The organism is Variovorax sp. OV329 (genome assembly GCF_900114785.1).
GTDB lineage: Bacteria > Pseudomonadota > Gammaproteobacteria > Burkholderiales > Burkholderiaceae_C > Variovorax.
On the sequence record NZ_FOUG01000009.1, the window covers coordinates 117,572 to 140,658 of the forward strand.

The following is a 23,087-nucleotide window of genomic DNA, read 5'->3' on the forward strand; positions in this document are numbered from 1 at the left end:
CTCCCTGTCAAGGCAAGGCCCCTCCGCATGCCCCGCAAAGCCCGAATCGAATCCGCCTCCGACCGCGATGCCGCCCCGGGTGGCGCCGCCGCCGTGGACCGCGCCCTGAGCCTGCTCGCCGCCTACAGGCCCGGCGACGACGGGCTCTCGCTGGCCGAGTTCGCGCAGCGCACGCAGCTGTACAAGAGCACGGTCCTGCGCCTGCTGGCCTCGCTGGAACATGCCGGCCTGGTGCAGCGACGGGAAGACGGGCGCTACACGCTGGGCCCCCAGGTGGTACGACTGCATTCGCTCTACACGGAGAGCGCCTCGCTCGAGTCCGTGGTCATGCCCGTGCTGCACGCCCTGGTCGCCGCCACCGGCGAAAGCGCGGCCTATCACGTGCGCCAGCCGCGGCCCGGCCAGTTGCCCGACTGGGCGCGCCTGTGCCTGTACCGGGTCGATTCGCCGCAGGTGCTGCGCGACCACGTGCGGCCCGGCGACCTGCTGCCGGCCGACCGCGGCGCGGGCGCACGGGTGCTGATCGCCTTTGGCCCCGAGCCGCTGCCGCCGGACCTCTCTGCGCAGGATCGCGCGCTCTATGAAGCCATCCGCGCCCAGGGCTGCTGCGCCCTGGTGGGCGACCGCAGCCCGGACCTCGCCGGCATCTCCGCCCCCGCTTTCCACGCGGACGGATCGCTGGCCGGTGCCGTCACGCTCACCATGCCGGCCCACCGCTACGACCCGGCCGCCATCCCGGCCGTGCGCGAAGCAGCAGCAAAACTGGCCGGGCGCGTCTGATTACCCGCATATTTGTCATCAATCATTGACTTCATGGGCTCTTAATGCCCGGCCCGGTATCAAATAAAGTACCGGTACACAGACAAAGCCGTGGCAGTCCGCCTTTCAGCGTGGGCAGCACACCGAGCGATTCCGCCTTCATCTCCCGCCTACCTACAGTCAGGAAGCCCGTCCCATGACCCAACGCACCAACGTCCACGGCCTGCAAGTGGCCACCGAACTGCACCGCTTCATCGAGGAGAAGGTGCTCCCCGGCGCAGGCCTCTCCAGCGAGAAGTTCTGGAAGGGCTTCGACGCCATCGTCGCCGACCTGGCGCCCAAGAACGCCGCCCTGCTGGCCGAGCGCGACCGCCTCCAGGCCGAGATGGATGCCTGGCACAAGGCCAACCCCGGCCCGATCGGCGCCGAGGCGATGCCCGCCTACCGCGCCTTCCTGGAAAAGATCGGCTACCTGCAGCCGCATCCCAAGGGCGCCAAGGCCACCACCGAGAACGTGGACGCCGAACTCGCCCTGCAGGCTGGCCCGCAGCTGGTGGTGCCCATCCTGAATGCCCGCTATGCGCTCAACGCCGCCAACGCGCGCTGGGGATCGCTGTACGACGCGCTCTACGGCACCGACGCCATTTCCGAAGAAGGCGGCGCCGAGAAGGGCAAGGGCTACAACCCGGTGCGCGGCGCCAAGGTCATCGCCTTCGCGCGCGAGGTGCTCGACCAGGCCGCCCCGCTGGTCAACGGCTCGCACAAGGACGCCACCGGCTACAGCGTGAAGGACGGCCAGCTGGTCGTCGCCCTGCACAGCAGCAGCACGCACCTGCAGGACCCGGCCACCTTCGCCGGCTACCAGGGCGATGCAGCCAACCCGACGTCGGTGCTGCTCAAGCACAACGGCATCCACCTGGACATCCAGATCGATCGCAGCACCCCCATCGGCAAGACCGACCCCGCGGGCGTGAGCGACGTGGTGCTGGAAGCGGCCCTCTCCACCATCCTCGACCTGGAAGACTCGGTGGCCGTGGTGGACGCGCAAGACAAGGTGCTCGCGTACAGCAACTGGCTCGGCATCCAGCAAGGCACGCTGACCGAGGAAGTGGCCAAGGGCGGCAGCACCTTCACCCGCCGCCTGAACGCCGACCGCGTCTACACCGCGCCCAGCGGCCAGGGCGAGGTCAAGCTGCACGGCCGCTCGCTCATGTTCGTGCGCAACGTGGGCCACCTGATGACCAACCCGGCCATCCTCTGGGACGGCGGCAAGGAGATTCCCGAAGGCATCATGGACGCGGTCATCACCACCGCCATCGCCATGTACGACCTGCAGGGCCAGGGCGCCAACGGCATCCGCAACTCGCGCACCGGCAGCATCTACATCGTCAAGCCGAAGATGCACGGCCCCGCCGAAGTGGCCTTTGCCAACGAGCTGTTCGGCCGCGTCGAGCAGGTGCTGGGCCTGCCGGCCAACACCGTGAAGCTGGGCATCATGGACGAGGAGCGCCGCACCAGCGTGAACCTGCAAGCCTGCATCGCCGCCGCGCCCTCGCGCGTGGCCTTCATCAACACCGGCTTCCTGGACCGCACCGGCGACGAGATGCACACCGCCATGCAGGGCGGCCCGATGCTGCGCAAGGGCGACATCAAGGGCACCAAGTGGATCGCTGCCTACGAGCGCAGCAACGTGCTCACCGGCCTGAACTGCGGCCTGCGCGGCAAGGCGCAGATCGGCAAGGGCATGTGGGCCATGCCCGACCTGATGGCCGACATGCTCAAGCAGAAGATCGCCCACCCCAAGGCCGGCGCCAACACCGCCTGGGTGCCCTCGCCCACCGCCGCCACGCTGCATGCGCTGCACTACCACCAGGTCAACGTGGCCGAAGTGCAGAAGGAGCTGGAAAAGATCGACGCCGACACCGAGCGCGACGCGATCCTCGCCGACCTGCTGCAGCCGCCGATCGCCGCCACTGCCAACTGGAGCGATGCCGACAAGCAGGCCGAGCTGGACAACAACGTGCAGGGCATCCTGGGCTACGTGGTGCGCTGGATCGACCAGGGCGTGGGCTGCTCCAAGGTGCCCGACATCCACAACGTGGGCCTGATGGAAGACCGCGCCACGCTGCGCATCTCCAGCCAGCACATCGCCAACTGGCTGCTGCACGGCGTCGTCACGAAGGAACAGGTCAACGCCACCTTCGAGCGCATGGCCGCGGTGGTTGACCAGCAGAACGCAGGCGACCCTCTGTACAAGAACATGGCCGGCAACTTCCAGACCAGCGCGGCCTATCAGGCTGCGCAGGACCTGGTGTTCAAGGGCATCGAGCAGCCCAGCGGCTACACCGAGCCGCTGCTGCACGCCTGGCGCCTGAAGGTGAAGGCCGGCGCCTGAGCCGCCTGTTCGCCCACTGAATGAAAGCGCCCCGCGGGGCGCTTTTTTTTCTTCTCTTGCCATCGCGCCTCGGGCAGGGTTCGCACGATCGACGCCGCGCACTGGCATGCTGTACATTTTTCGACGGCCCTCACGATCGGACACGGTTGGCACTCGTGGTGGTGCGGGCTCCACGAGTGCCGGGAGTCTGATGTGGCCCCCGAAAGGGATCTTGCGCAATGGCTGCAATCGCTCGGACTGGGCGCGCATGCCGAAAGCTTTCGCCAGAACGATGTCGGCTTCGACGTGCTGCGGCACCTCTCGGATGCGGACCTGAAGGAGCTCGGCCTGTCGCTGGGACAGCGCCGGCTGCTGATGGCCGCGCTGCACGAGCTGCACGTCAACGAGGCGCTCTCGCCCGCCTATGCCGGGGCCCCCAAGCCCGCGCATGGCGAGCGCCGGCAGATCACCGTGATGTTCTGCGACCTGGTGGGCTCCACCGAGATGTCGGCCCGGCTGGACCTGGACGACCTGCGCAAGGTCCTGCACGACTACTACACGGCCTGCTCGCGCATCATCGAGGAGTCGGGCGGCTTCATCGCCCGCATCGTCGGCGACGGGGTGCTGGCCTACTTCGGCTACCCGAAGGCGCAGGAAGATGCGGCCGAGCGCGCCGTGCGCGCCAGCCTGAAGATCGTCGAGACCTTCGCCAGCGAGGATGAGCGCTTCAAGGTGCGCATCGGCCTGGCCACGGGGCTCTCGGTGATCAGCGACATGGTGGGAAGCGGCTTCTCGGAGCGGCACACGGCCACCGGGCTCACGCCCAACCTCGCAGCCCGCATCCAGTCGCTGGCCGCACCCGGCTGCGTCGCGATCGCCGACGAGACGCGGCGCCTGGCAGGCGGCGTGTTCACCTATGCCGACATGGGCACGCACCTGCTGCAGGGCCTGGACAAGCCCGTGCAGGTGTGGCGCGTGCTGCGCGAGGCACCTTCGGGCATGCGCTTCGAGGCACACCGCACCGAGATCCGTGAATGCCTGGGCCGCGATGCCGAGCTCGATGCCATCGGGCGTGCGTGGCACTCGGCGCGCGCAGGCCGGGGCGGCATCGTCATGCTGGTGGGCGAAGCGGGCATCGGCAAGTCGCGGCTGCTGCGAACCGCGGCCGAGCGCTTCGCGCCGCACGCGGCCCTGGAGGTGCTGCTGCAATGCGCGCCCAACCAGACCACCGCGCCGCTGCACCCGCTCATCGCCTGGCTGCGTCGCGAGATCCATTCGGCCACGGGCGACCCGTCGGCAACGCCATTCGCGCGCCTGGGCGCCTGGCTGGGCGAAGGGGCCGGCGCGCTGGACCTGCCGCTGGTGGCCGACCTGCTGGACCTGCCCCTGCCCGAAGGCGTGCAGTTGCCGGCGATGCCGCCGGACCGCAAGCACCGCCTCACGCGCGAAGCCCTGCTGCGGCACTTCGAGCGCCACTGCAACACCGGCGCCGTGCTGTTCATGCTGGAGGACGCGCACTGGATGGACGGCGCCACCGAGGCCTTCCTGCGCGCCCTGTTCGAGCACATGCAGGCCCGGCCCTTCCTGGCGTTGATCACCTCCCGCCCGCCGGTGACGCAGGACTTCAGGAGCACCACGACGGTGACCGAGGTCCGGCTGGATCCGCTCAAGCGCGAGGACGCGCAGCAACTGGTGCACAACGTATGCCACGGCAAGCTGCTGCCTGCCGCAGTGCTGGATCAGATCCTGGCGAGGACGGACGGCGTGCCGCTGTTCATCGAGGAACTCACGGCCACGGTGCTCGAATCGGGCCTGCTTCGCCCCCAGGGCGAGTCGCTGGTCATCGACGGTCCGCTGCCGGCGCTGGACATTCCCACCACGCAACGCGACAGCCTGATGGCGCGCCTGGACCGACTCAACGATGCGAAGGAAGTCGCACGCATCGCCAGCGCGCTGGGGCGCGAATTCAGCTTCACGCTGCTGCACCAGGTCACCGGGCATCCACCGGGCCGGCTGATCGTCGCGCTCGACCGCCTGGTGGAGGCGCAGCTGCTGTTCCGCCGCGGCGTGCCGCCGCATGCCGACTACGTCTTCAAGCATGCGCTGGTGCAGCAGGCGGCCTACGGCGGGCAGATGCGCGGCGAGCGGCAGGCGCTGCACACACGCATCATCGAGGCCATCGAGCTCCACGAGCCCGGCATGGCCAGCCGCGAGCCGGGCCTGATGGCGCATCACTGCCAGGAGGCAAACCTGCCGGACCGGGAGGCCGACTACCTCTATGCGGCCGGCGTGGCCTCCACCCGCATCGTGGCCATCGCACAGGCGCTGTCGTACTTCACGCGCGCTGAACGGATCGTGGCGGAACTGCCCCGCACGCCCCGCAACGCGCGGCGTCACATCGACGTGATCCTGGGCCTGATGGAAGTGGGCCGCTTCGCCGTGCTGCCCAAGCGCCTGGTCGAACTGGGGACGCTGGCGCGCAACCTGGCGCCGATCGCGGGCGCGGATGCCGACCCGGCCACGATGTCATCCATCCTGTTCCAGGAAGGCCGCGCGCACCTCTATTCGAGCCGATACGCGCGGGCGCGGCAGATCTTCACCGAGGTCCGCGAACTGGGCCGCGCCGATGGCTCGCCGCTCATCGAACTACGACCCGGCGCTGCGCTGGCCATGGCGCTGTGCTGCCAGGGGCGCTTCAGCGAGACGCTCGCCTTCGTCGACGAACGAAGCGTGGAGCACTACAAGTCCAGCGGCAGCTTCATCGACTACATCTCCTGCCTGGGCTGGATCGCCTATGCGCGCTGCCAGGTCGGCGGGGGCGACGAGGGGTTGCAACTGGGGCACCAGTCATTGCAGGAAGCCGAGCTGGTGCAGTCCCCGGTGTACGTGGGCGGCGCGGCCATCTGGCGCAGCCACGCCTTCATGGCCTTGCGCCGCCACGACGAGGCCATTGCGGACGCGCGCCGCTGCCTGGACCTGAGCCAGCAGCACGCGGTGCCCTACCTGGGCTGGCATGCGCTGATCTTCCTCGCGCTGTGCCTGTGCCGCTCGGGGCGGCTGGACGAGGCCGAGCGGGCCTTGACCGAGGCACGCACGCTGCTGGCAGCCGTGTCACAGGGCGAATGGTCGCTGCTCGACTACCTGCCGGCCATCGAGGCGGAACTGGCCTGCATGCGCGGCGACCACGCGCGGGCGCTGGCCGCGGCCGAACAGGCCATCGCGCTGGCCGGCACGCTGGGAGGCGAGTTCTCCGCCGTCATCGCCTGGCGGGTGAAGGCGATGAGCAGCCTGGCGACAGGACTCGATCCGGCACGCGCGCAGGCGATGTTCGACGAGGCGGTGCGCCTTTGCGAGGCGGGCGGCGCGCATGCGGAGCTGTGCTTCGGCACGCTGGTCTGGGCGCAGGCCCTGCAGCGCCAGGGCCATGACGAGCCGGCGCGTGCTGCGGCCGATGCGGCACGCGCGCTTGCCGGGCGCTATGGCTTCGACCTGCGCCGCTGCGAGTTCGGCGCCGCCGGCCTGCTGGCGCTCGACGAGGCCACGGCGCGCGCCTGACGCGCCGGGCGGCCGGCCTGGCCGCCGCGGCCCCAGGCACCTTGCACCTGTTTCAGGGGCACGCCGTAGAAGCTGGGCGGAAGCCCTTCCGATTCGGCATCGCCCCGCTCCAGGAAGAAGAGCATGTCGTGCGGCCGCAGCGCGTGGAAGTACAGCGGCGAGGACTCGGCACTGCCCAGGCTCGCTTCGATCGCCTCGCCCACGTCCAGCATCGCCGAGGGCGTGAGTGGCGTCTCGCCCGCGAAGCCCACGCGGATCCAGCGAAAGCCCTCGCCCAGGTAGTAGTGCACCGCGCTGGGCGACTCCGCCAGCTTTTCCAGCCGCTCGTAGATGCGCGCCTGCAGCGGGTCGCGGGCGCCGGCACTGCGGGCCACGCCGCCCGGCGCGGATCGATGCGCCTCCCCACTGTTGGGGAATAAAGGTGTCCACTCGTCAATTAGGCTCATGCGGCACTCCTGGCATGTCCAAAACGATAAGCGGGAAATGCCGTGGCGCCTATGGCGCGCGCCCTTCTATCTCCCCCACATGGATGAGGCAGGCCAATGTCCGACGACCCGAAGAAGCGCAAGGGCAGGAAGAAAAAGCGCGCCATCGCGCTGGCAGGCGGCGGCCCCGCCGCCGGGCTGCACATCGGCGCGCTGCAGGCGCTGGAGGATGCGGGCATCGAGTTCGATGTGTTCACGCTGTCGTGCATCGGCGCGTGGGTGGGCATCGTCTATAACACCCGCACGCCGGGAAAGCGCGCGAAGAAGACGCTCGACTTCTTCAGCGAATACTGCTTTCGGGACGACGCCTCCTTCTCCTGGTTTCCGGTCAACCGCGGCTTTGCTGCCGACATGCAGGCCCAGTGGAAGGCCTGGGCCGGCTTCCCGTTCTCGAACAAGCGCGAGTGGCACAACCTGGTGCAGCCGCAGGAAATCCTCAAGAGCATGCGCAACTCGATGCAGCTGGCGGCCGACCCGGGACGCTGGAGCGCGCAGCACCTGAACTACTGGATGCTCAACGACGTGCTCGCGGTGCATCCCTTCACGCGCTACATGACCTCGCTGGTCTACAGCTCCGAGATCAACGGCCTGTCGAAGATCTACTACGACGACAGCCCGGTGCTCAAGGACGTGTTCAGCGAAGACCGGCTGTTCGCTGCCGGTGCGCCGGAGGTCTATCACAACGCCTGGCGCCTGCCCAAGGACGGCCAGCCGGGCTTCATGCAGATCTTCCACAACCGCCCCGACCAGGTGGGTGACGGAAAGCGCGGCTACCTGCCCATCGAGCCCCGCTCCCTGTGCGCCTGCTCGGCCCTTCCCTACATCGAGGAAAGCGTCACCATCGGCGAGCACGAGTACACCGAGGGCGCGCTGGTCGACACGGTGAACTTCAAGAACCTGCTGCGCGACCACCCGGACCTGGACGAGGTGTGGGTGAACCGCATCGTGGACGACAGCCAGGTGCGCCCGGCGCGCAGCCTGGCCGATTCGCTGGCCAATCTGCCGATGCAGTTCGCCGCCGAGGTGGGGGAGAACGACATCAAGCTGTTTCGCCAGCACCTGCTCAACCAGACGCGCATGCGTCCGCGCGTGGTGGAGGTGCCGATCGTGCCCCGCACCCAGGTCACTTTCGAGTGGAAGCGCTCGAACCTGATGCAGGGCTACGAGGAAGGCCAGCGCGCCATCGCGGCCCTGCTGGCCTCCGACGAGCACCTGCGCAACCCGCAAACCGCCTAACCGGCGCCCGGCCCGGCTGACCGCCACCCGCGCGGCAGGGCGGTCGCGCGGGCGCGCCCTCCCCAGGCTTTCCCACCCCCCGCCCCCCTCCACCAAGGAGGGGGCTCGGCGGGGGTCCGGATTCCAGAATTCCTGCTGTCCCCCTTCGCCCGCAGGCGGGGGATGTCCAACCAACCACAAGCAGGAAACCTGTGCACCATCCCCACCGCCAGACGGCCGCCGCAAGCGTTCGTCCGACCTTCCAAGTTGCCGCCATCGCCGGCGCCGCCATGTTGTTCGCGCTGTCCTGCGGCAGCGCGCATGCCTTCGAGTTCGACACGGGCAACCCCGATCTGGCGGTGCGCTGGGACAACACCGTGCGCTACAACTTCGGCAGCCGCGTCGAGAACCGCGACTCGAAGATCGGCAACTCCCCCATCTCCGACGAAGGCACCTACAGCTTCAACAAGGGCCAGACGGTGGCCAACCGCCTGGACCTGCTGACCGAGCTGGACCTGACCTGGCGCAAGCGCTGGGGCGCGCGCGTGAGCGCGGCCGGCTGGTACGACGATGCCTACAGCAGCGTGAGCCGCAGCAACCCCAACCTGCCGCTGTCGGCCATCCCGAGCTACGTCAACCACACCTACAGCGACTACACGCAGCGCTTCTATCACGGCCCCTCCGGCGAAGTGCTGGATGCGTTCGTGTTCGGCGGCATGGACCTGGGCGATGTGCCGGTCAACGCCAAGCTGGGCCGCCACTCGATCTACTGGGGCGAGTCGCTCTTCCTGGGCGGCAACATGCACAGCGTGGCCTACGCGCAGAACCCGCTGGACCTGCAGAAGGGCTTCGCCACGCCGGGCGTGGAAGCCAAGGAACTCTTCCGGCCGCTGAACCAGGTCTCGGGCCAGGCCCAGGTCACCGACACGCTGTCGCTGGCGGCGCAGTACCTCTTCGAATGGGAGTCCTACCGCTTCCCCGAAGGCGGCACCTACCTGGGCCCGGTGGACTTCGCCTTCAACGGACCCGACCGGCAGTTCCTGTCGCAGCAGCTGGGCTTCGCGACGCGCGGCAACCCCTCCGAGCCCAAGCAGCGCGGCGAGGCGGGCCTGTCGGCACGCTGGAGCCCCGACTGGCTGGACGGCACGATGGGCTTCTACTACCGCAACTTCGCCGACAAGCTGCCCCAGACCTTCCTGACGCAGGCCGGCCGCAACATCAGCCGCTACAACCTCATCTACGCCGACAACATCGACCTGTTCGGCATGAGCCTGGCGAAGAACATCGCGGGCATCAGCTTCGGCAGCGAACTCTCTTACCGCCACAACACGCCGCTCAACAGCACGGTGCTGGGCATCTCCCCGGGCCTGCCGGCGCCGGGCGACACCAAGGGCCCGCGCGGCAACACCTTCCACGGCCTGCTCAATGCCGTGGGCGTGGTGAACAAGACGCCGCTGTTCGACACCGCGGCCTGGGCAGCGGAACTCACCTGGTCGCGCTGGGACAAGGTCACCAGCGGCCAGAACCTGTTCTACGCCGAAGGCTTCGCCGCCTGCGCCGGCCGCGACAAGTGGGACGGCTGCACCACCAAGGACTACCTGGGCGCCGGCTTTTCCTTCACGCCCACCTGGTTCCAGGTGTGGCCCGGCATCGACCTGTATGCGCCGCTCAGCTACGCGATCGGCCTGAAGGGCAATGCCCCCACGATCTTCGGCGGCAACCAGGGCAACGGCAACTACAGCGTCGGCCTGGGCATGGACGTGCGCCAGAAGTACCGCTTCGACCTCAAGTACATCGACTACCTCGGCCACTACCGTGACAACGGCACAGCGGTCACCACCCAGAACGGTTTCACGACGCTGCTCAAGGACCGCGGCTTCGTCAGCCTGACCGTCAAGACCACCTTCTAAGGATTCATCATGAAGACGAGATTCATCACCTCATCCATCGCCACGGCCATCCTGGCCGCGTGCGCCAACATCGCGGCGCAGGCCGCCGTCACCGCCGACGAAGCCAAGGCACTGGGCAGCACGCTCACGCCGGTCGGCGCCGAGAAAGCTGGCAACAAGGACGGCACCATTCCCGCCTACAACGGCGGCATCAAGAGCGGCCCGGCGGGCTACAAGGCCGGCGACGGCATCCGCCCCGACCCCTTCGCCGGCGAGAAGCCGCGCGTGTCGGTCAACGCCGCCAACATGGCGCAGTACAGCGAGCAGCTCACCGACGGCGCCAAGGCGCTGCTGCAGAAGTACCCGAGCTTCCGCGTGGACGTGTACCCCACGCACCGCAGCGTGGCCTTTCCCAAGTTCGTGACCGACAACACCGCGGCCGCGGCCGTGAGCGCCAAGACCACCAACGGCGGCCGCTCGATCGAAGGCGTGCACGCGGGCTTCCCCTTCCCGATTCCCAAGGACGGCTACGAAGCCATGTGGAACCACCTGGTTCGCTTCAACGGCCAGAGCTACGAGGCCAAGTACCGCAACCTGAACGTGGACGCCAGCGGCCGCCCGGCCCTGGCCACGGAGGGCACCAGCGTGCAGGACTTCCCCTTCTGGGACACCGCGCGCAAGGACGCCGACACCTACTGGCGCATCAAGCTGACCTACACCGGCCCGGCCCGCCGCGCCGGCGAGGCGCTGATGATCGTGGACCCGCTGGACGTGGGGAACAAGGACCGCCGCGCCTGGGCCTACCTGCCCGGCCAGCGCCGCGTGAAGGTCGCGCCCGACCTGTCCTTCGACACGCCCAACCCCGGCACCGCCGGCGCCACCACCTTCGACGACACCTTCATCTTCAACGGCTCGATGGACCGCTTCGACTTCAAGCTGGTGGGTAAGAAGGAAATGATCGTGCCCTACAACGCCTACGGCGCCGTGTACCAGTCCAAGCAGGACGACCTGCTGCAGGCGCATCACCTGAACCCGGACCTGGTGCGCTGGGAGCTGCACCGCGTGTGGGTGGTCGATGCCCAGCTCCGCGACGGCAAGCGCCACGTCTACAGCAAGCGCCGCTTCTACCTGGACGAAGACTCGTGGGCGGCCCTGGCCTCCGACAACTACGACGCACGCGGCCAGCTGTACCGCGCGGGCTTCGCCTACATGGCGCCCAGCTACGACCTGCCCGCGCCCTACACCGACATGTTCGGCCACTACGACTTCGTCTCGGGCGTGTACTCGCTGACCGGCTACATCGCCGAGACCGGCGGCCTGCGCCACACCAAGGCCCTGTCCGACCGCGAGTGGACCGCCGACTCGCTGGCCGGCTCCGGCGTGCGCTGAGCTCCAGAAAAAGAAGAACAGGGAGGCATCGCATGACATCGAAGCAGCAGGCCTGGCGCAGCCGAATGGACGCGGTCGCCATCACCCTGGCCTCGGCCCTGGTGCTGTGGGGCGGCGCATGGGCCGCGACCTCTTCCGACGGATGGCGCGACGTGCTGGACACGCCGGCGCGCCAGAGCCCGCTGGCCCCGCAGGCCCTGGTCAATGGCATGGCCAGCCAGGGCGCCCGCACGCTGGCGGCGGGCCAGCGCGGCCACATCCTGTGGTCCGACGACGCCGGCAAGAGCTGGAAGCAGGCCGAGGTGCCGGTGAGTTCCGACCTGGTGGCCGTGAGTTTTCCCGACGCGCGCCATGCCTGGGCCGTGGGCCACGACGGCGTGATCCTGCACAGCGGCGACGCCGGCCAGAGCTGGCGCGTGCAGTACGAAGGCCGCCAGGCCGGCGCGGTGATCCAGGCTTGGTACGAGCGCGAGGCCGCCGCCTTGCCCGAAGGCGCGAAGCTGGCCGACGAGGCCCGCCGCATCGCCGAGCAGGGCGCGCAGAACCCCTGGCTCGACGTCTGGTTCGCCAACGAGCGCGAAGGATGGGTGGTCGGCGCCTTCGGACTGGTGCTGCACACCACCGACGGCGGCGCGCACTGGACGCCCGCGCTGCATCAGGTGGACAACCCCAAGGCCCTGCACCTGTACGCGGTGCGTGGCATCGGCGCAGACCTGTACATGGCCGGCGAGCAGGGAATGCTGCTCAAGCGCACGGCCGGTGACACGCGCTTTCGCGCCATCGAAGTTCCCTACCAGGGCACGCTCTTCGGCCTGACCGGCAACGAGCGTTCGCTGCTGGCCTACGGCCTGCGCGGCACGGTGCTGCGCAGCACCGACGGCGGCCGCAGCTGGAAGCAGATTCCCACCGGCGTGCAGGCGGGCCTCACCGCCGGCGCGCAGACGAAGGATGGCCGCATCGTGCTGGCCAGCCAGGCCGGCCACGTACTGGCCAGCCGCGACGAAGGCGCCAGCTTCGAGCTGCTGCCGCTCAAGGGCAGCCTGCCTGCCGCCGCCGTGACGGCGCCGGAGGCCGGCACGCTCATCGTCGGCGGACCCCGCGGCACCCGAACACTTCAACTGCCCTGAAGACCTCGGGCAGAAGGACCACCATGACCCCCATTTCCAACGCGCGCGGCGACGCGTCCGCGCCGCACTCGCTCGAACATTTCGACCCGCATTCCGGCTCCTGGCTGGAGCGCCTGACCTTCAACAACCGGCGCGTGGTGATCGCGCTGTGCCTGCTGGCCACGCTGGCGCTGGGCTGGCTGGCCGTGACGCGGCTGGCCTTCAACGCCAGCTTCGAGAAGATGATTCCGAAGAGCCACCCCTACATCCAGAACTACCTGGAGCACCGCGCCGACCTGCGCGGCATGGGTGACGTGCTGCGCATCGTGGTGGAGAACAGGAAGGGCGACATCAGCGACCCGGCCTACCTGGCCACGCTCAAGAAGATCCAGGACGAGCTCTTCCTCACGCCCGGCGTGGACCGCGCCTGGGTGAAGTCGCTGTGGGCACCCGCGGTGCGCTGGACCGAAGTCACCGAGGAAGGCTTTCGCGGCGGCCCGGTGATGCCCGACAACTACGACGGCTCGCCCGCCGCCATCGAGCAGTTGCGCGCCAACATCGCGCGCGCCGGCCTGGTGGGCAGCCTGGTGGGCAAGGACGAGAAGTCCAGCATGATCGTCGTGCCCCTCTTGAACCAGGACGCGGCCACCGGCCAGCGCGTGGACTACCGACAGCTCTCGCGCACGGTCGAGCAGATGCGCGAGCGCTACGAGAGCGACAGCGTCGGCATCCACGCCGTGGGCTTCGCCAAGCTGGTGGGCGATTTGATCGAGGGCCTGCACCAGGTGGCGCTGTACTTCGCGCTGGCCGCCGCGGTGGCCACGCTCATCATCTACCTGTACACCCGCTGCATCCGCAGCACGGCGCTGGTGGTGGGCTGCTCGCTGGTGGCGGTGGTGTGGCAGCTGGGCCTGGTGGCCGCGGGTGGCGCGGAGCTGGACCCGTACTCCATCCTCGTGCCCTTCCTGGTGTTCGCCATCGGCGTGAGCCACGGCGCGCAGAAGATGAACGGCATCATGCAGGACATCGGCCGCGGCGCGCACCGGCTGGTGGCCGCGCGCCTGACCTTCAGGCGCCTGTTCCTCGCCGGCCTCACCGCGCTGGTGGCCGACGCGGTGGGCTTCGCGGTGCTGATGGTGATCGACATCCCGGTGATCCAGCAGCTGGCGCTCACGGCCAGCGTGGGCGTGGCGGTGCTCATCGTCACCAACCTGATCCTGCTGCCGGTGCTGCTGTCCTACCTGGGCGTGAGCGAGCGGGCCGCCAAACGCAGCCTGCATGCCGAGCATGACACCCAAGGGCTCACGAGCCGCGTCTACGCCGCGCTGGCCGGCTTCACCGCGCGCCGCCCGGCCCTGCTCACCGTGTGCGCTGCCGCCCTGCTGCTGGCCGGTGGCCTGGCCGCGAGCACGCGCCTGCAGATCGGCGACCTGGACCCCGGCGCGCCCGAGCTGCGCGCCGACTCGCGCTACAACCGCGACAACGCCTACATCACCTCGCACTACGCGCTGTCCAGCGACGTGTTCGCGGTCATCGTCAAGACTGCCAAGGAAGGCTGCCTGCAGTACCCCACGCTGGTGGAAGCCGACCGGCTGGCCTGGTCGCTGCAGCAGCTGCCGGGCGTGCAGACCACCGTGTCGCTGGCCAACGCGGTGCGGCAGATCACCGCGGGCAGCAACGACGGCAGCCCCAAGTGGCTGACCATCGCGCGCAACCAGGACGTGCTGAACTACGGCGCCCAGCAGGCCAGCGTGAACAACCCGGAGCTGTTCAACACCGACTGCTCGGTGATGCCGGTGATCGCCTACCTGTCGGACCACCGCGCCGCCACGCTGGACCGCGTGGTGCAGGCCAGCGCCGGGTTCGCCGCAGCACACGGCAGCGAGCAGCACCGCTTCCTGCTGGCCGCGGGCAGCGCCGGCATCGAGGCTGCCACCAACATCGTGGTGCGCCAGGCCTGGACGCAGATGCTGTGGCTGGTCTATGCGGCGGTGGTGCTGCTGTGCTTCATCACCTTCCGCTCCTGGCGCGCGGTGGTGGTGGCGGTGGTGCCGCTGGTCATCACCTCGGTGCTGTGCGAGGCGCTGATGGTGGGCCTGGGCATCGGCGTGAAGGTGGCGACGCTGCCGGTGATCGCGCTGGGCGTGGGTATCGGCGTGGACTACGCGCTGTACCTCCTGAGCGTGCAGCTGGCCAGCCAGCGTGCCGGCGACTCGCTGGCCGATGCTTATCGCAACGCGCTGAAGTTCACCGGCAAGGTGGTGGTGCTGGTGGGCGTGACGCTGGCGGCCGGCGTGCTGACCTGGGCGCTCTCGCCCATCAAGTTCCAGGCCGACATGGGCGTGCTGCTGGCCTTCATGTTCCTGTGGAACATGGTGGGCGCGGTACTGCTGATCCCGGCCCTGTCGCACTTCCTGCTCCAGCCGCGCCCGAAGGCCGCGCCCCTCGAGGCGCGCTCCGAAGACAGCGCCGGTGGCGACGCGCCCGCCCACTCTGGCCTGGCAGGCCAGGCCCCACCCGCCCTGGGCTGAGGAAGATGACGAACGAATGAAAAAGGCCACGGTTTGCGGCTGCACACATCGGTGAAGACGGCCGCGACTGCGGCCGCGCACCGGTAGGACCGGCCACGATTGCGGCCGCGCATCAGTAGGAACGGCCGCGATTGCGGCCGTTGTTGCGCCCCGCTATGCTCCATGCGCAAACTGCGCGACAGGGACGCGCCCGGCCAGCCGCATCGTGCGGCGAGCCGAGACAACAAAGGAGCTTTCATGCATCGATTGGCTTCCCGGTTCATGCGATTGCTGCTGGCGATGCTGGCCTTGAGTTCGTCGCTCGCCATGGCGCAGCAGACCTTCAGCAAGGAACAGATCGACCAGATGGTGGCGCCCATCGCGCTCTACCCCGATTCCCTCTTGTCCCAGGTGCTGATGGCCGCCACCTACCCGGCCGACGTGGCGGACGCGGCCAAGTGGTCCAAGGCCAACCCCAACCAGAAGGGCGATGCGGCCGTGAAGGCGGTGCAAAGCCAGACCTGGGACCCCAGCGTGATGTCCCTGGTGGCCTTCCCGCAGGTCATCGGGATGATGGGCGACCAGCCCGACTGGGTGCAGAACCTGGGCGATGCCTTCCTCGCCTCGTCCAAGGACGTGCTCGATTCCGCGCAACGCCTGCGCACCAAGGCGCAGCAGACGGGCAACCTCAAGAGCAACGCGCAGCAGACGGTGTCGGTCGAGCAGGAGCCGCAGACGCAGCAGACCGTCATCAAGATCGAGCCCACCAACCCGCAGACGGTCTACGTGCCGGCCTACAACCCGACGGTGGTCTACGGCACCTGGCCCTACCCCGCCTACCCGCCCCCCTACTACCCGCCCTATCCGGGCTACTACCCCGGCGCCGCGCTGGCCACCGGCATCGCCTTCGGCGTGGGCGTGGCGGCGGTGGGCGCCCTCTGGGGCGGCTGCAACTGGGGCGGCGGCGACGTCAACATCAACACCAACCGCTACAACAGCATCAACACCAACCGCCAGATCTCGGCCAACCAGAACAAGTTCCAGCACAACGCGGACAACCGGCGCGGCGTGCCCTACCGCGACCAGGCCAGCAAGCAGCAGTTCGGCAACCGCGCCGGCGGCGACCCGTCGCAGCGCTCTGACTTCCGCGGCCGTGACAACGCAGGCCGCGACGGCCAGCGCCAGCAAGCCGAAGGGGCGCTGCGCGACCGCGGCATGGACCCGGGCCAGGAGCGTGACCGGCTGCGCAACGACCCCGGCACGCGCGACCGGGCCAACCAGGCGGCCGACCGCACCGGCCAGCGTGGCGGAGACCGGGCCGGCGATCGCGCGGGTGACCGCGCAGGCGACCGGGCCGGTGATCGCGCCGGTGGCGGCGGCTTGGACCGCGGCGGCGCCGGAGGTGACCGTGGCGGCGCCGGCGGAAATCGCGCCGGCGCCGGCGGTGACCGGGGCGGTGCCGGTGGCGGCGGCTTCGACCGCGGCGGCGGCGCGCACCAAGTGCAGAACCGCAGCAGCGACAACGCCTTCCGTGGAGCCGGCAACGGCGCCTCGGAGCGCCAGAGCTTCGACCGCGGCAGTTCCAGCCGACAGTCGATGGGTGGAGGAGGAGGACGTGCGTCCGGCGGTGGAGGCGGCTTCCATGGCAGTGGTGGTGGTGGCGGCGGCGCCCGCATGGGCGGCGGCGGGGGCGGTGGTCGTGGCGGTGGCGGCGGTGGTGGTGGCCGCGGAGGCGGACGGCGCTGAGGGGCCGAGGCTCCGCAGATCGGTCCACTTCAAAAGCAAACCAACACGCGAGGTTCACGCACCATGCAGAACACCCAGCAACGCTTCCGCGCCCTGGTCGGCGCCACCCTGGTGGCGCTCGCCCTGGGCTTCTCCTCAGCCGCTTCGGCGCAGCAGAACTACCCCAGCGCCGAGGCCGCGTCGCAGGCCTTCTTCAACGCCATCGTCAATAGCGACGAAGCTGCGCTTCGAACCGTACTCGGCGCGGACTGGAAGCGCTTCGTGCCCACCAGCGAGATCGACAAGGAGGACGTCTACGCCTTCCTCGAGGACTGGTCCAAGGGCCACAGCATCGTGGCGGATGGCAACGACCGCGCCTACCTGGGTGCGGGGAAGGACGGCTGGACGCTGCCCATCCCGATCGTGAAGGGGCCGGCCGGCTGGCATTTCGATGCGCGCGCCGGCCAGGACCTGATGGAGACGCGGCGCATCGGCCGCAACGAGCTGGCGGCCATGCGGGCCGTGATGGCCTACTACGACGCCCAGCGCGAATACGCCTCGGTCGATCGCGACAACAACGGCGTGCTGGAGTACGCCGACAAGTTCGGCAGCGCGCCAGGCAAGCACGACGGCCTGTACTGGGCCACCAAGCCGGGCGAGCCCGAGAGCCCGCTGGGGCCGCTGTACGCCAGCGTGCGCCCTGGCGAGGGCTACCACGGCTACCACTACAAGATCCTCAAGGCCCAGGGCCCGAGCGCCAAGGGCGGCGCCTACAGCTACGTGATCGGCAAGCGCATGCGCGCCGGCTTCGCGCTGATCGCCTGGCCGCTGCAGTACGGCGAGACCGGCGTCATGAGCTTCATGGTGAGCCACGACGGCCAGCTCTACCAGAAGAACCTGGGCCCCCGCACCGATGCGATCGCGCGCGAGACGACGCGCTTCGATCCGGGCGAGGGTTGGCAGAAGGTGGACGCGCCCTGAGGAAGGGCGCGCGCCGGGTCACTCCGGCTTGAAGTCGATGGACTTGAGCACCTCGCCCATGCGCCGGTAGTCGGCCTGCAGCGAGCGGCTCAGTTCTTCCTGGCTGCGCGGCTGGCCGGGCTCGAAGCCCAGCTCCGTCAGCTTCGCGCGCAGCGCCGGCTGGCCCATCAGCTTGAGCACCGTCTCGCGCAGGCGCGCCTGCTGGGCGGCCGGCACGTCGGGCTTGACCCACAGGCCCATCCAGCCGGTGGCCTGCAGCTGCGGATAGCCCAGCTCGGTGAAGGTGGGCACGTCGGGCAGCAGCGGCGAGCGCTGCGCCGAGCTCACGGCGAAGGCGCGCACCTTGCCGGCGCGGATCAGCGGCAGCGAACTGGGGATGCCGTCGAACATCAGCGGCACGTGGCCGCCCATCACGTCCGTCAGCGCCGGCGTCGAGCCCTTGTAGCCCACGTGCGTCATGTCCAGGCCGGCCGCCTTGTTCAGCTGCAGGCCCAGCACGTGCGAGAGCGTGCCCGCGCTGTACGAGGCATAGCTGACCGTGCCGGGCTGGCTCTTGATCCAGCTGCGCAGCTGCGCGAAGTCGCGCGCGGGCACGTTCGGGTTGCCCACCAGCACCAGGCCGCCGCGGCCCAGCTCGGCCACCGGTGCGATCTCCTTGGCCATGTCGAACTTGAGCTTGACGATGTGCGGGATCTCGCTGACCAGCGAGTTCACGCCCACCAGCAGCGTGTAGCCGTCATGCGGTGCCTGCGACAGTTCGTTGACCGCCAGTGCGCCACCGGCGCCGGGTCGCGGATCGACGATGACCGGCTGTCCGCCTTCCTTGCCCAGCGCATCGGCCAGCAGGCGCGCGACCATGTCGGCCGTGGCGCCCGCGGGGCCGGCCGCGACGATGCGCACCGGCTTGTCGGGCCAGGCCTGTGCCTGCGCTTGCGCGGGAAGGGCCAGCCCGGCGCTTGCCGCGCCGCAAGCCAGGAGGGCGGCGCGAAGCACGCGCCGGCGGGTGAAATCGAAGGACATCTGGAACTCCTGTACAGGAAAAGTCAGGGTGCCCAGCGCAGCAGCACGAGCACCAGTATGGCGAGGAACACGGTTTCGCCAAGCATCAGCGCCACCGGCTTGAAGCCGACGGTCGCCAGCTCGCGAATGCGGGTCTTCATCCCGATGGCGGCGATGGCCCCCACCAGGAACCAGCGCGAGAGGTCGCTGCCCAGGTCGGCCACGGGCTTGGCGATCCAGCCGGCGCTGTTGACCAGCACCAGCAGCGCGAAGGCCACGGCGAACCAGGGCAGCAGCGGCGGACGCTTGCCGCCGGCCGCGCCGCCGCGTGCACGGGTGCAGGCCACGGCGAACACGATCACCGGCAGCAGCATGGCCACGCGCATCAGCTTGACGAAGGTGGCGATGTCGCCGGTCTCGCGCGACATGCCGTAGCCCGCGCCCACCACCTGCGCCACGTCGTGGATGGTGGCACCCAAAAACACGCCGGCGGTGCGGGCGTCCAGGCCCAGCCACTGCGCGACCATGGGGTAGGCGATCATCGCCACGGTCGAAAGAGAAGACACCACCACCACGGTGAACAGCGTGGCGCGTTCCTTCTGCGGATGCGAGGGCAGCGCCGCCGCCAAAGCCATCGCGGCCGAGGCGCCGCAGATCGCGGTGGCACCGCCCGAGAGCAGGCCGAACAGGCTCTGGAAGCCCATCATCCGCGCCACCACCATCGACACCGCGATGGTCAGTGTCACCGACAGCAGCACCAGCACCACCGGATGCCAGCCCAGCGCGACGATCTGCCCCACCGTGATGCGCAGGCCCAGCAGCGCCACGCCCCAGCGAAGCACCGCGCGCGCCGCGAACTCGATGCCCGGACCGCAGCGGCTTTCTTCCGAGAGGAAGTTCATCGCCAGGCCCAGCAGCAGCGCGAACAGCATCACCGGCGCGCCGTAGTGCTGCGACAGGAAGGTGGCGGCCGCGGCCACCACCGCGCAGGCGCACAGGCCCGGGAACAGCAGCCGGCCGCGCGCGGGCCAGGCCGTGATGGAGAGGGTGTTGATCATGGTCTCAGGCCACGGCCAGCAGGTGGTCCTGGAACAGGTCGCGCAGGCGGTTCTTCAGCATCTTCCCGGTGGCGCCCAGCGGGATGCTGTCGACGAAGACCACGTCGTCCGGTGTCCACCACTTGGCGATGCGTCCTTCGTAGAAGCCCAGCAGTTCGCTGCGCGTGGCCGACTTGCCCGGCTTGAGCGCCACCACCAGCAGCGGCCGCTCGCCCCACTTGGCATGGCGCGCCGCGATGCAGGCGGCCATGGCCACGGCGGGGTGCGCCATCGCGATGTTCTCCAGGTCGATGGAGCCGATCCATTCGCCGCCGGACTTGATCACGTCCTTGCTGCGGTCGGTGATCTGCATGAAGCCTTCGGCGTCGATGGTGGCCACGTCGCCGGTGGGGAACCAGCCGTCCACCAGCGGGTTGCCGCCGTCGCCCTTGAAGTAGCTGCCGATGATCCAGGGGCCGCACACCATCAGCTCGCCGGCTGCCGCGCCGTCGTGCGGCAGCTCCTTGCCTTCGGCGTCGACGATCTTCATGTCCACGCCGAAGACCGCGCGGCCCTGCTTGGCCTGGATGGCCAGGCGGGCCTCGTCGCCGAGCGCGAGCTGCGCGGGCTTGAGCGCGCACACGGTGCCCAGCGGGCTCATCTCGGTCATGCCCCAGGCGTGCAGCACGTGCACGCCATATTGCTCCTGGAAGCTGCGCGTCATGGCCGGCGGGCAGGCCGAGCCGCCGATGATGGTGCGGCGCATGCTCTTGAAGCCCTGGCCCTGGCTCTCGGCATGGGCCAGCAGGCCCTGCCACACGGTGGGCACGCCGGCCGACAGCGTCACGCCCTCGGACTCGATCAGCTCGTGCAGCGACTTGCCGTCCAGCCAGGGGCCGGGGAACACCAGCTTGGCGCCCACCATGCACGCGACGTAGGGCAGGCCCCAGGCGTTGACGTGGAACATGGGCACCACCGGCAGGATCACGTCGGCGGCCGAGCAGTTCAGGGCATCGGGCAGCGCCGCCGCGTAGGTGTGCAGCATGGTCGAGCGGTGGCTGTAGAGCGCGCCCTTGGGGTTGCCCGTGGTGCCCGAGGTGTAGCAGAGCGAGGAGGCGCGCTGCTCGTCGAAACGCGGCCAGTGGAACTCGCTCGAGTGGTCTTCCACCAGTTCCTCGTAGCACAGCAGGCCGCGGATCTTGCTGGTGGCCGGCATGTGCGCGCGGTCGGTCATGGCCACGAACGCCTTCACCGTGGGCACGCGGTCGACAATCGCTTCCACCAGCGGCAGGAAGCTCAGGTCGAAGAACAGGATGCGGTCTTCGGCGTGGTTGACGATCCAGGCCACCTGGTCCGGATGCAGGCGCGGGTTGAGCGTGTGCAGCACCGCGCCCGAGCCGGAGACCGCGTAATACAGCTCCATGTGGCGGTAGCCGTTCCAGGCCAGCGTGGCGATGCGATCGCCCATGTCGATGCCGTGCGCGTCCAGCGCGTTGGCCATTCGGCGGGCGCGTGCGCCCAGCTCGCGGAAGGTGCAGCGGTGCACGTCGCCCTCGACGCGGCGCGAGACGATCTGCTGGTCGCCATGGTGGCGCTCGGCATGGGTGAGCAGGGCGGAGATCAGCAGGGGCTGATCCATCATCAGTCCGTTCATGATGTGTGTGATTCGTTCGTTGATTGAGGGAAGGACCGCGGGCGGGCTCAGGCCGGCACGCCGCGGGCTGCGCCCAGGGGCGCGGAATGGAGGTCGGCTTGGACCGTCTCGGCCACCAGCTTCAGGTCCGATTCGTAGCTGCGCGAGGCGACGACGAAGCCCCAGGCCGCCAGCAGGCCGAACACCGGCATCGCGACCAGCGCGTGCTGCAGCGTCCAGGCGTCCGACAGCAGGCCGGCGATAAAGGGGCCGGCGGCCAGGCCCAGCAGGTTCTGGAACAGCGAGAGCACCGAGGCGCCGGTGGCGCGGATGCCCGGGTGCACCACGTCGATGACCACGGCCGCCACCACGCCCACGCTGCAGGTCATGAGGAAGCCGCCCAGGGCCAGCAGCGCAAACTGCATCTGCGCCGTCAGCGCGATGCCGATGTGCGAGGCGCCGAAGCCCAGCGCCAGCACTGCGGCCGACGCCACGCACACCAGCGCGGTGACACGCAGCTTGGCAGCCGGGCGGCGGCGGCCGGCACGGTCGGCGACCGCGCCCCACACCACGCTGCCCAGCGCGCCGCACAGCACCACCAGGGCAGCGCGCATCGCGGCCTGCTCGGGCGCCATGCCGTGCTCGCGGTTGAGGTAGCTCGGCAGCCAGGCCCAGATGGCCGACACCAGGATGAGCTGCGCAGGCGCCGCGATGCACACCCACAGCAGGGTGCGGCAGCGCATCAGGCGGCCCACGATGGCACCCACCGTGCCGCGCGTGGAGCGCGTGGCCTCCTCGATGCGCGGCGTGAGCTCGACCGTGCGGTAGTCGCGCACCGCGAGGTACAGCAGCGCCAGCACCAGGCCGGGCACGCCCACGATGCCGAAGGCGGCACGCCAGCCAAACTTCGCGGAGATGACACCACCCAGCAGCACGCCCAGCACCGAGCCGATCGACGCGGCCGAGAAGAAGGCAGCCATCAGCGCACCGCGCATGCGGGCCGGGAAGTGGCTGGCGATGAGCGCCGCGCCCACCGAGCCGTAGCCCGCCTCGCCCAGGCCCACCACCGCGCGTGCGGCCAGCAGCTGGCCGTAGTTGCGGGTGAACATGCAGGAGATCGAGGCCAGGCTCCACACCGTGGCCATCGCCACGATGCTCTTCACACGGCTGAAGCGGTCGGCCACCAGCGCGATGGGCACCGCGCCCAGCGCCACCGTCACCGAGACGGCCGACACCAGCGCGCCCAGCTGCTTGTCCGACAGGCCCCAGGCGGCCTTCAGGTGCGGGAACAGCGACACGATCACCTGGCGATCGATGTAGTCGACCATCATCAGCCCGATGGTCATGGCGAAGGCGAACCAGGCCTGGCGGCGGCCGAACAGGTAGCTGTCGGCGTCACCCTGCCGCGGGGCGTGCGTATGAAGGTCCAT

General features: G+C 69.5%; 15 protein-coding genes. 10 read left to right on the plus strand and 5 right to left on the minus strand.

Annotated elements, in window-relative coordinates:
- The first annotated feature begins 27 nt into the window (after positions 1-27).
- From BM345_RS16915 to BM345_RS16925, 3 genes are all read left to right on the plus strand, one after another.
- The gene (locus BM345_RS16915; RefSeq protein ID WP_093381318.1) at positions 28-780 is read left to right on the plus strand and encodes an IclR family transcriptional regulator; all 753 of its coding nucleotides are present in this window, start codon (positions 28-30) and stop codon (positions 778-780) included.
- A gap of 175 nt (positions 781-955) precedes the next feature.
- Positions 956-3,154, plus strand: a complete 2,199-nt coding sequence (locus BM345_RS16920; RefSeq protein WP_093381320.1) for a malate synthase G — start codon at positions 956-958, stop codon at positions 3,152-3,154.
- Between the two features lie 192 nt (positions 3,155-3,346).
- Positions 3,347-6,688, plus strand: a complete 3,342-nt coding sequence (locus tag BM345_RS16925; protein ID WP_093381321.1) for an AAA family ATPase — start codon at positions 3,347-3,349, stop codon at positions 6,686-6,688.
- Here the strand turns inward: BM345_RS16925 and BM345_RS16930 are convergent.
- Positions 6,610-7,134 (minus strand): hypothetical protein, encoded by a 525-nt coding sequence (locus BM345_RS16930; protein ID WP_139237540.1) that lies wholly within the window; start codon positions 7,132-7,134, stop codon positions 6,610-6,612. The two genes, BM345_RS16925 and BM345_RS16930, sit on opposite strands and share 79 nt — an antisense overlap.
- 96 nt (positions 7,135-7,230) lie before the next feature.
- Between BM345_RS16930 and BM345_RS16935 the strand changes: the two genes are divergently transcribed.
- The 7 genes from BM345_RS16935 to BM345_RS16965 all read left to right on the plus strand — a co-directional run bounded on the left by BM345_RS16935 (position 7,231) and on the right by BM345_RS16965 (position 17,988).
- On the plus strand, positions 7,231-8,409 hold the full coding sequence (locus BM345_RS16935) for a patatin-like phospholipase family protein (RefSeq protein WP_093381324.1): 1,179 nt from the start codon (positions 7,231-7,233) through the stop codon (positions 8,407-8,409).
- A 191-nt stretch (positions 8,410-8,600) separates the two neighbouring features.
- On the plus strand, positions 8,601-10,298 hold the full coding sequence (locus tag BM345_RS16940) for a DUF1302 domain-containing protein (protein WP_254789777.1): 1,698 nt from the start codon (positions 8,601-8,603) through the stop codon (positions 10,296-10,298).
- A gap of 9 nt (positions 10,299-10,307) precedes the next feature.
- Positions 10,308-11,666 carry a DUF1329 domain-containing protein gene (locus BM345_RS16945; protein WP_093381326.1) on the plus strand — a complete coding sequence of 453 codons (1,359 nt, stop codon included), beginning with the start codon at positions 10,308-10,310 and terminating at the stop codon, positions 11,664-11,666.
- Positions 11,667-11,698: 32 nt separating this feature from the next.
- The gene (locus tag BM345_RS16950; protein WP_254789778.1) at positions 11,699-12,793 is read left to right on the plus strand and encodes a WD40/YVTN/BNR-like repeat-containing protein; all 1,095 of its coding nucleotides are present in this window, start codon (positions 11,699-11,701) and stop codon (positions 12,791-12,793) included.
- Between the two features lie 23 nt (positions 12,794-12,816).
- Positions 12,817-15,303 carry an efflux RND transporter permease subunit gene (locus tag BM345_RS16955; protein WP_093381327.1) on the plus strand — a complete coding sequence of 829 codons (2,487 nt, stop codon included), beginning with the start codon at positions 12,817-12,819 and terminating at the stop codon, positions 15,301-15,303.
- Between the two features lie 279 nt (positions 15,304-15,582).
- Positions 15,583-17,028 (plus strand): DUF3300 domain-containing protein, encoded by a 1,446-nt coding sequence (locus BM345_RS16960; protein ID WP_254789787.1) that lies wholly within the window; start codon positions 15,583-15,585, stop codon positions 17,026-17,028.
- Between the two features lie 63 nt (positions 17,029-17,091).
- On the plus strand, positions 17,092-17,988 hold the full coding sequence (locus BM345_RS16965) for a DUF2950 domain-containing protein (protein ID WP_093381330.1): 897 nt from the start codon (positions 17,092-17,094) through the stop codon (positions 17,986-17,988).
- Positions 17,989-18,006: 18 nt separating this feature from the next.
- On the opposite strand, the gene BM345_RS16970 is transcribed toward BM345_RS16965, so the two are convergent.
- Genes BM345_RS16970 through BM345_RS16985 form a run of 4 tightly spaced genes read right to left on the minus strand, consistent with a single transcriptional unit; the run spans position 18,007 to position 23,087 of the window.
- Positions 18,007-19,008, minus strand: coding sequence for a Bug family tripartite tricarboxylate transporter substrate binding protein (locus BM345_RS16970; protein ID WP_093381332.1), 1,002 nt, complete (start codon positions 19,006-19,008; stop codon positions 18,007-18,009).
- A gap of 23 nt (positions 19,009-19,031) precedes the next feature.
- The gene (locus BM345_RS16975; protein WP_217653997.1) at positions 19,032-20,045 is read right to left on the minus strand and encodes a YeiH family protein; all 1,014 of its coding nucleotides are present in this window, start codon (positions 20,043-20,045) and stop codon (positions 19,032-19,034) included.
- 4 nt (positions 20,046-20,049) lie between these two features.
- Positions 20,050-21,678, minus strand: coding sequence for a 3-(methylthio)propionyl-CoA ligase (locus BM345_RS16980; protein ID WP_093381333.1), 1,629 nt, complete (start codon positions 21,676-21,678; stop codon positions 20,050-20,052).
- A gap of 47 nt (positions 21,679-21,725) precedes the next feature.
- Positions 21,726-23,087 carry an MFS transporter gene (locus BM345_RS16985; protein ID WP_093381335.1) on the minus strand — a complete coding sequence of 454 codons (1,362 nt, stop codon included), beginning with the start codon at positions 23,085-23,087 and terminating at the stop codon, positions 21,726-21,728.

What these genes read in the sequence shown, in the direction of transcription:
- BM345_RS16985 (WP_093381335.1), bottom strand. Translation starts at nt 23,087, where the DNA reads ATGGACCTTCATACGCACGCCCCGCGGCAGGGTGACGCCGACAGCTAC.
- BM345_RS16960 (WP_254789787.1), top strand. Translation starts at nt 15,583, where the DNA reads ATGCTGGCCTTGAGTTCGTCGCTCGCCATGGCGCAGCAGACCTTCAGC.
- BM345_RS16955 (WP_093381327.1), top strand. Translation starts at nt 12,817, where the DNA reads ATGACCCCCATTTCCAACGCGCGCGGCGACGCGTCCGCGCCGCACTCG.
- BM345_RS16980 (WP_093381333.1), bottom strand. Translation starts at nt 21,678, where the DNA reads ATGAACGGACTGATGATGGATCAGCCCCTGCTGATCTCCGCCCTGCTC.
- BM345_RS16950 (WP_254789778.1), top strand. Translation starts at nt 11,699, where the DNA reads ATGACATCGAAGCAGCAGGCCTGGCGCAGCCGAATGGACGCGGTCGCC.
- BM345_RS16970 (WP_093381332.1), bottom strand. Translation starts at nt 19,008, where the DNA reads ATGTCCTTCGATTTCACCCGCCGGCGCGTGCTTCGCGCCGCCCTCCTG.
- BM345_RS16965 (WP_093381330.1), top strand. Translation starts at nt 17,092, where the DNA reads ATGCAGAACACCCAGCAACGCTTCCGCGCCCTGGTCGGCGCCACCCTG.
- BM345_RS16975 (WP_217653997.1), bottom strand. Translation starts at nt 20,045, where the DNA reads ATGATCAACACCCTCTCCATCACGGCCTGGCCCGCGCGCGGCCGGCTG.
- BM345_RS16930 (WP_139237540.1), bottom strand. Translation starts at nt 7,134, where the DNA reads ATGAGCCTAATTGACGAGTGGACACCTTTATTCCCCAACAGTGGGGAG.
- BM345_RS16915 (WP_093381318.1), top strand. Translation starts at nt 28, where the DNA reads ATGCCCCGCAAAGCCCGAATCGAATCCGCCTCCGACCGCGATGCCGCC.
- BM345_RS16935 (WP_093381324.1), top strand. Translation starts at nt 7,231, where the DNA reads ATGTCCGACGACCCGAAGAAGCGCAAGGGCAGGAAGAAAAAGCGCGCC.
- BM345_RS16945 (WP_093381326.1), top strand. Translation starts at nt 10,308, where the DNA reads ATGAAGACGAGATTCATCACCTCATCCATCGCCACGGCCATCCTGGCC.
- BM345_RS16920 (WP_093381320.1), top strand. Translation starts at nt 956, where the DNA reads ATGACCCAACGCACCAACGTCCACGGCCTGCAAGTGGCCACCGAACTG.